This is a genomic window from Protofrankia sp. Cas8 (genome assembly GCF_963555845.1).
Lineage (GTDB): Bacteria > Actinomycetota > Actinomycetes > Frankiales > Frankiaceae > Protofrankia.
The window spans coordinates 2,519-4,529 of sequence record NZ_CAUVXI010000315.1; the positions used below are offsets into that span (position 1 = coordinate 2,519).

Genomic DNA, 2,011 nt, shown 5'->3' on the forward strand with positions numbered 1-2,011 from the left:
CCGGATGGAGGTGGAAGGCCTTCGTCGCTGCCCTGTCGCAGCGGGGTGGTGAAGCTGGCGGCAGCCTGATCCGCGTGACGGCGGGGAGGGTGGGAGCAGCCGCGACAACGGCCGGGCGGGTCGGGACTGCCAGACGGCCCGGGTCGGTCTAGCGAGTCGGGAAGGTGTACGTGAGGAACCAGCGTGTAAAGCCTCTCAAGAGATCCACCGGCTCCAACCTGGCGGATACGGGCCGGAGCGCGGCGCACGCCCACGTGGGATGGGCGACTCCTTGGCTGTGTGAAGACGGCGGCCGGGAGGCCATGGGGAAGGTCTGCGGCGTACTCATGGCGATGTCGCAGGGGCAAAGCTGGGCACCGACCCCGATGACCGGGACATGGTGAACGTGGGAAACGTTCCGGCGCCGCTGGACGGGGTGTTCCCTGTCCGGCAGGCGCGTTATCCGCTGGTGGTGTCGGAGCGTGGCGGAGCCGTCGTAGTACTCCGAGGCCGGGAGAGCCGGTCGCATGGGGAAGGACGGCAGCGGTCTGGCAGCGACCGGGCCTGTGGGGCGGGAGGTCGCCGGTGAATATCGGCGCGCCGTGGCCGACGTCGGAGGAGGCGGAGGCACGGGTACTGCGGATGCAGACCAAGCTGCACCAGTGGGCGGTCGACGATCCCGACCGCCGGTTTGATGATCTGTTTAACCTTGTCTATGACCCGGCCGTACTTGTGGTGGCGTGGCGGCGGGTCAGGGGGAACCGAGGGAAGCGGTCCGGTGGCATCGACGGGGTGGCCCCGGTCGCTGTCGTCGACGTGGCGGGTCTTCTCGCGACGCTGCGGGAGGATCTCAAAGCGCGGCGGTTCAGGCCGGTGCCCGCGCGGGAGCGGCTGATCCCGAAGTCCGGTGGGAAGGTGCGCCGGTTGGGGATCGCGACCGTGACCGACCGGGTCGTGCAGGCGGCCCTCAAGCTGGTGCTGGAGCCGATCTTCGAGGCGGGTTTCCGCCCGTGTTCCTACGGGTTCCGTCCGAAGCGGCGGGCGCACGACGCGATCGCCGAGATTCACCAGTTCACCTCCCGTTCGTATGAGTGGGTGGTGGAAGGGGACATCGAGGCGTGCTTCGACACGATCGACCACATGGCCCTGCTGGACCGGGTGCGTCGCCGGGTCGGAGACAGGCGTGTGCTCGCCCTGGTGAAGGCGTTCCTGCAAGCCGGGATCCTCGGTAAGGACGGCTTCGTGCGGAACACCAGCACCGGCACTCCCCAGGGCGGTATCATTTCGCCCCTTTTGGCCAATATCGCCCTGTCTGTTCTCGACGATCACTTCGCCGAGGCGTGGCAGACGATGTGCGCGACGGACTACCAGCGGCGGAAACGGCGGAAGGCCGGGCTGGCGAACTACCGGCTCGTCCGCTTCGCGGACGACTTCGTCGTGCTCGTGCACGGCAGCCGTGCCGATGCCGAAACGCTCCGGGACGACGTCGCGCGGGTCCTGGCGCCGATGGGCCTACGCCTGTCGGAGGCCAAAACCCGGGTCAGCCACATCGACGAGGGCCTCGACTTTCTGGGCTTCCGCATCCAGCGGCGGCGCAAACGAGGCACGGCCAAGCGCGTGGTTTACACCTATCCGTCCAAGAAAGCCCTCGCGGCGATCGTCGGTCGGGTCCGCGCGCTGACCCGACGAACAGCTCATCCGTCGCTCGCGGCCCTGCTGCGCCAGCTCAACCCGGTGCTGCTCGGCTGGTGCACCTACTTCCGACATGGCGTGTCGAAGGCGACCTTCGGCTACCTCGACGAGTACGCGTGGCGTCGAGTTTACCGCTGGATCCGCCGCCGATACCGCAAGACGAAGTGGGCCGTCCTATTCCGCCGGTTCTTCGACAACTGGCGTCCCACCGAGGACGGAGTCGTGCTGTTCCAGCCCCAGACGGTCACGGTCACCCGTTACCGCTACCGGGCCGCGAACATCCCGACGCCCTGGGCGACAACCGCGGCATGACCACAGCCCTCTGGCGTCAGTCCGTGGA

1 protein-coding gene is annotated in these 2,011 nt (G+C 68.2%); it reads left to right on the forward strand.

Annotation, left to right across the window (positions count from 1 at the left end; all coding sequences use genetic code 11):
* Positions 1 to 564: 564 nt before the first annotated feature.
* Positions 565 to 1,983, forward strand: a complete 1,419-nt coding sequence (gene ltrA, locus U9977_RS26025) for a group II intron reverse transcriptase/maturase (protein WP_322751921.1) — start codon at positions 565 to 567, stop codon at positions 1,981 to 1,983.
* Positions 1,984 to 2,011 lie beyond the last annotated feature (28 nt).